Source organism: Streptomyces sp. ISL-94 (genome assembly GCF_018614075.1).
Taxonomy (GTDB): Bacteria; Actinomycetota; Actinomycetes; order Streptomycetales; family Streptomycetaceae; genus Streptomyces.
In genome coordinates, this window is the sequence record NZ_JAGGOZ010000133.1 from 1 (window position 1) to 4912 (window position 4912).

6 protein-coding genes are annotated in these 4912 nt (G+C 75.5%); 4 read left to right on the forward strand and 2 right to left on the reverse strand.

Annotated elements, in window-relative coordinates:
* On the forward strand, window positions 1-211 hold a 211-nt coding region (gene tnpA / locus J7E94_RS32715; protein ID WP_215020463.1), incomplete at its 5' end, for an IS200/IS605 family transposase.
* A gap of 96 nt (window positions 212-307) precedes the next feature.
* Here tnpA and J7E94_RS32720 read toward each other — a convergent pair.
* Window positions 308-523: a hypothetical protein gene (locus J7E94_RS32720; RefSeq protein WP_374224528.1), complete on the reverse strand. Its 216-nt coding sequence runs from the start codon at window positions 521-523 to the stop codon at window positions 308-310.
* 78 nt (window positions 524-601) lie between these two features.
* Window positions 602-1342 carry a hypothetical protein gene (locus J7E94_RS32725; protein ID WP_215020464.1) on the reverse strand — a complete coding sequence of 247 codons (741 nt, stop codon included), beginning with the start codon at window positions 1340-1342 and terminating at the stop codon, window positions 602-604.
* A gap of 64 nt (window positions 1343-1406) precedes the next feature.
* Between J7E94_RS32725 and J7E94_RS32730 the strand changes: the two genes are divergently transcribed.
* The 3 genes from J7E94_RS32730 (at window position 1407) to J7E94_RS32740 (ending at window position 4885) form a co-directional block, all read left to right on the forward strand.
* On the forward strand, window positions 1407-1997 hold the full coding sequence (locus J7E94_RS32730; protein ID WP_308345616.1) for a rhomboid-like protein: 591 nt from the start codon (window positions 1407-1409) through the stop codon (window positions 1995-1997).
* 47 nt (window positions 1998-2044) lie between these two features.
* A complete protein-coding gene (locus J7E94_RS32735) occupies window positions 2045-2839 on the forward strand; it encodes a tyrosine-protein phosphatase (protein WP_215020465.1) in 795 nt (264 codons plus the stop codon).
* 132 nt (window positions 2840-2971) lie between these two features.
* Window positions 2972-4885 (forward strand): hypothetical protein, encoded by a 1914-nt coding sequence (locus J7E94_RS32740; protein ID WP_374224529.1) that lies wholly within the window; start codon window positions 2972-2974, stop codon window positions 4883-4885.
* The last annotated feature ends 27 nt before the right edge of the window (window positions 4886-4912 follow it).

Genomic DNA, 4912 nt, shown 5'->3' on the forward strand with positions numbered 1-4912 from the left:
GCACTACCCGCCGAAAGTCCAACTCTCCAAGTTGGTCAACTCCCTCAAGGGCGTCAGCTCCCGCAGGCTGCGCCAGGAGTACGACAGCCACGTCCGCCGGTACCTGTGGGGCGGACACTTCTGGTCCGGCTCCTACTTCGCCGGATCGTGCGGTGGGGCACCCCTGACCGTCGTCAAGCAGTACATCGAAAACCAGCAGCGTCCCGTCTGACCGTCACCCCGGAGGCGCAGAGCACTCCGGCGCTCCGCGCCCCCGGGCCAAGGATGGCCTTCACCCCCGCCCTGAAGGGCGGAGCACTGGCCAAGATCAGAGGTAGCCGATCCTCTCGGCCTGCCAGGAGCCGGCGTAGAGCAGCCCGGTGGCGGCGGCGAGGAACAGCAGCGGGGCGATGAACAGGCCCGCGTAGAAGTGCATGCGCAGGAGCAGCGGCCGCAGGGCGGCCCAGCCGCCACCGCGGTTCATTTCGGGTATGCCGGCGGGGGCGTCCGGGGTGCGGACGTCCTGAACCTCGTCAAGGGACATGTGGGTCCTAGGTGTTGGCGAAGACATGGGGAATCGGCCCCAGGTCTCGCCCCCCTCCACCGAGGAGGGTGCGCCGGTTCAGGCGCGGGCAGGACGGCCGGGGGCCGTGGCGCGGACGGCTCGGCCCGCGGGCGGCCCGCGGCGCACCACGGCATGGGCGTGCACGGCCCCGCGCAGGCGGCGCGGCCGCTGGTACGGGCGGCGGAACGCGGGCGGGGCCGCCGGGGCTGCCACCCGCTCCCGTACCAGGGCGAGCACGCGGGAGAGCGGCCGGGCCGCGTGCCGCGCGGCGGCGCCCAGGGTCCGGGCCAGCCGGAAGACGGCGGCCTCGCCCCACGCCAGCCAGCCGGCGCAGAAGAGTCCGGCGAGCACGTGCGCGGCGATCATCCCGGCCCCGCCGTGCCCGGCCGTGGCATGCCCGGCCATGCCTGCGAGATCGGACATGCCCGTCATGTCGGCCATCCCGGCGGCCATCCCGGCCATCCCGGCCATCCCGGCGCCCGGGCTCGCGCCCATCTCCATGCCCGGCATGGGTTGGTGCCCGGACACCAACGCGGGCGCGGCCGCCTGGCTCCCGGAGAAGACGAGGTGCAGCACCCCCTGCACGGCGAGCAGGGCCGCGGCGATCCCCGCCGGTCCCCGCCGCCGTCCGGCGGCGAGCCAGGCGAGTACGCCGGTCACCCCGAAGGCGCCCAGAAGGCCCGGCAGCGGAATGTCGGTGCCGGACATGTGCGCATGCCCCACCGCGCCCAGCGCGGTACACACCGCCGCGAACATCGCGGCACGCGTGGTGCGCATCGGCGCGGGGTTCGTCGGCATGGCCGGAACATGGTCCCACGGGGCCGGTGGCGCCCGCCAGGAGGCCGTATCCGATCATGGTCGGGTGAATCCAATTCCACTGGGGGCGGCGGTCTACGCCGGCGGGGTCCAGCTCGGTGCGCACGCCCTGGAGCGGATGGCGGCCGCAGAGCGGGAGCAGCTGCTCCGGAGCTGCTCGACGAATGTCGACAATCTCGCCGCCGGGCGCTGGGAGACGCTGCTGACCAGCGCCTTCGTCGTCGAGGAGCCCATGCCCCTGCCGTACGCACTGCTGCTGGTCGCGGTCCTCGGCTACGCCGAGTACGCGTACGGCGCCTGGTGGACGGCCGCGGTGTTCCTGTTCGGGCACGCCGCGGCGACCCTCCTCGTCTACGGAGCCCTGCGCGGGACGGCCGATCCGCGGATCCGGCGCGCCCTGGACGTGGGGACCAGCTACGGGTTCAACGCCGTGCTCGGGGCGCTGACCTCGGCCCTGCCGCGCGGGGCGGTCCGTACGGCCGCGCGGGCGGGGCTGCTGGCCCTCGCCGCGACGCCCGTGATCAAGCGCGGGCGGACCTTCACGGACGCCGGACACCTGGCCGCCCTCGGCATCGGGATCGGGGTCTCACTGGCCGTCGATTGTCTTTCCGGCCCAAACCATCAGAAAATCATATGAAACACCACACCGTACGAGCACACGCACGAGCCGCTGGAGCAGCCACGATGACCGCCACCCCCGCCACGACCGTCGCCAACCTCCGCGACCTCGGCGGCACCCCCCTCTCCGGCGGCCGCACCGTCCGTCCCGGCCTGGTGCTGCGTTCCGGCCAGCTCGACCGGCTCGACCCCGACGCCGACCCGGTGGTGGCCGCGCTGGGCCTGCGTACCGTGATCGACTTCCGCACCGACGCCGAGCGCACCGCCCACCCCGACCGGGTCCCGGACGGCGCCCGCCTCCTCGTCGGCGACGTCCTCGCCGACAAGGTGAACTCGGGCCGGATGCCCGCCGCAGCGCAGCTCAAGGACCTGCTGTCCGACCCGGTGGTGGCGGAGGAGCGCCTGGGCGGCGGCAAGGCGCAGGCCCTGTTCGCCGACGTCTACCGGTCCTTCGTGAGCTCCGCCTCCGCGCAGGCCGCGTACCGGATGCTGCTCACCGAGGCCGCCGACCCGGACGCCGGCCCGCTGCTCTTCCACTGCACGGCCGGCAAGGACCGCACCGGCTGGGGTGCGACGGTCATCCTGTCGCTGCTCGGCGCGGCCGACGAGACGCTGATGACCGAGTACCTCTCCGTGAACCCGGCGGTCAAGCAGGCCTTCGCCCCCATGATCGAGGGCTTCACGGCGGCCGGCGGCGACCCGGACATCGCGCTCGCGCTGATCGGCGTCTTCCCCGCCTACCTGGAGGCGGCCCTGGACGAGGTCGAGACGCGCTACGGCTCCATGGAGAAGTACGTGCGCGAGGGGCTCGGCGTCTCCGACGAAACGGTCGAGGCGCTGCGCGCCCGCCTGACCGCCTGACCGCCTGACCGCCTGACCGCCTGACCGCCTGACCGCCTGAACCCGGCGTCCGGCCGCACCCCGAGGGTTTTTGACCCGAACGGATGCACTGGGGACGGGTGACCATCCGACGATTCCCTCGTTCTGCTGAATGTGACTGCGCCGGATACCGCCACCCGCCCCCTGTCTCCCGACGTCGAGCAGGCCGAGGCCGCCATCGTCGAGCACTACCCTCGGCTGGTGCGGCTCGCCTACCTGGTGCTGCCGCCCGCCCTCGGCCGCAACCGGCGGGTGCTCACCGCCCATTCGCTGGTCCACCGGGCCCTGCCCCGCGGCCGCCGGGACGCGGCGGCGGCCGTGCAGGGCGGGGTCCCGGGCCAGCGCGGCGGCGGGGGCGACGCCGGGTACGCGTACGTCCGGCTGCGCGTGCTGCGCGCCGCCCTGGAGGCCGGGGTCCCGCTGACCTTCCGCGCCCTGCCCCGGCGCGCGCAGCTCCCGCCCGTGCTCCCCCAGGTGTGGGGCCTGCGGCTGTTCCCCCGCTCCGGCGGGGCCGAGGAGCTCGCCCTCGACCAGTGGCTGGCCACCCTCGGCGGGCCCGGCCGCGCCGCCTGCGTGCTGCGGGCCCTGGAGCGGCTGCCCGAGCCGGAAGTGCTGCGGGTGCTGGACGAGGCCGGGGTGGCGGACCCGGCCGCCGCGGTCGCGGAATCCGGGGATCCGGCGAACGACTCCCTCTTCGCCTCGCCCGAGTTCGACCCGTGCGTGCTCCAGGCCCGGCCCACCGATCTGCTGCGCCGCCGGCGCCTGGTGCGGGCCGCCGTGGCCGCCGGGGCCGCCCTCGCCGTGTGCGGGGCGCTGCTCGCGCTGCCCGGCGGGGGCTGGGGCGCGGACGGGGCCGCCGCCCCGCCGTACTCCCGCAACGCCGCGGCCGAAGAGGCGCTGGACCCCGGGAAGCTGCTGCGGGCCGCGCCCGCGCTCTGGCGCACGTCCTCCCGTACGGACTTCTCCGCCTGGCCCGCGCGCGGCGACCGGGCCGACGACACCGGGCTGCTGCGCCGGGCGCTGGCCGCCTGGGCCCGGCCCGGCTCCTCGGTGGCCGTCTCGGCCACTCCGGGGACCCCCGCCGGGCCGCCGATGGGACCGGCGCAGCTGCTGTTCGCGGGCGCCGTCGACCAGGCCGTGGTGGTGCTCTTCTACGACGGCCTGCGCGTGGTCCGGTACGCCGAGCCGCGCACCGGGACCGCCGGCGCCGCCCTGGACTTCGCCCGGACCGACGGCGCCTCCGCGGACACCGCGACCGCTCTCGTGGTCAGCCGGGTCGACGGCAACGTCCGCTACCTCGCCGCGCCCTGGGTGACCGGGGCGGCCCTGCGGGACCTGCTCAAGCCGGGCGAGACCCCGGCGGCCCTGAAGCTCGGCCCGGACGGGGTCACCCCGCCGGTGCCGAGTCCGGCCGCGGCGGGCAACTGCACCGGCTGGAACGGCCTGGCCCTGACGGGCGACGGCGCCACCCGGCTGATCACCGACCTCGGTGAACTGACCCCCGCGCGGCTCACGTCGGGCGCTCCGGGGGCCGAGCGCGATGTGACGGAGGCCGCGGAGCTCGGGGACTGGTCGCGGATCGCGTGTCTGCTGCCGTCGGTCCGCTCGCACGGGGTCCGTACGGTCAACGCCTGGACGTACGCGAAGCAGCCGCTGCCGGAGGGCGAGGGGACGGCGACCTGGCTGTGCACGCGGGCCGAGACCTGGCAGGGCTCGGCGGACCGGGTACAGGCGCAGTTCCTGACCCCGGGCGCCCCGCTCGCCGCGCAGGCGGCCAGGTCGGAGGGGTCGCAGGCGTGCGGTCCGCGGGAGCCCCGGGTGCTGGCGGGCGTGCTGTGGAAGTCGCGGGCGGGCCAGTGGTACGTCCTCGCGGCGGGCAGTGCGCAGTTCGCCTCGCTGTCGGTGTCGGGCGGCGGGGTGAACGGGTCCGCGAACGGCAACCGGCTGGCGGTCAAGGCGCCGGCGGGCGCGCAGGTCGACCTGTCGGGCAAGCTCACGGACGGCACGAAGGCGGGGGCGCTGCGCTAGTGCTGTGCCGGAAAGGTTCACCGGGTC

Excerpts from the sequence above, each read along its gene's own strand:
- J7E94_RS32725 (WP_215020464.1), bottom strand. The coding sequence starts at position 1,342 with ATGCCGACGAACCCCGCGCCGATGCGCACCACGCGTGCCGCGATGTTC.
- J7E94_RS32735 (WP_215020465.1), top strand. The coding sequence starts at position 2,045 with ATGACCGCCACCCCCGCCACGACCGTCGCCAACCTCCGCGACCTCGGC.
- J7E94_RS32720 (WP_374224528.1), bottom strand. The coding sequence starts at position 523 with ATGTCCCTTGACGAGGTTCAGGACGTCCGCACCCCGGACGCCCCCGCC.